This is a genomic window from Rhodosalinus sp. FB01 (assembly GCF_041365715.1).
In the GTDB taxonomy this organism is placed as follows: Bacteria; Pseudomonadota; Alphaproteobacteria; order Rhodobacterales; family Rhodobacteraceae; genus Rhodosalinus.
In genome coordinates this window covers 1-326 of sequence record NZ_JBGFSH010000112.1, presented here as the reverse complement: position 1 = coordinate 326, position 326 = coordinate 1, and the positions used below count along the sequence as shown (strand labels likewise).

Annotated in this window: 1 protein-coding gene; it reads left to right on the top strand. The window is 74.8% G+C overall.

Features of this window, described 5'->3' with window-relative positions:
• Positions 1 to 326 (top strand): aconitase family protein (locus tag AB6A65_RS16830; protein WP_371039524.1); only part of this gene is annotated, 326 nt, incomplete at both ends.

Below are 326 nucleotides of genomic sequence, written 5' to 3'. Positions count from 1 at the left end.
GGCGATGGCGTGGTGGGCGGATCTCGCCACGGACGCGGGCGCGGCCTACGACCGCGAGGTGACGCTCGACGCCGCCGAGATCGCGCCGGTCGTCACCTGGGGCACTTCGCCCGAGGACGCGGCGCCGATCACCGCCACCGTCCCCGACCCGGCGAAGGAGGCCGACCCCGCGCGCGCCGAGAAGATCCGCGCTGCGCTCGATTACATGGGGCTCGTCCCCGGCCGGCCGCTCGAGGGCACGCCGGTGGATCGCATCTTCATCGGCTCCTGCACCAACGCACGGCTCGAGGACCTGCGCGCCGCGGCTTCGGTGCTGAAGGGGCGCG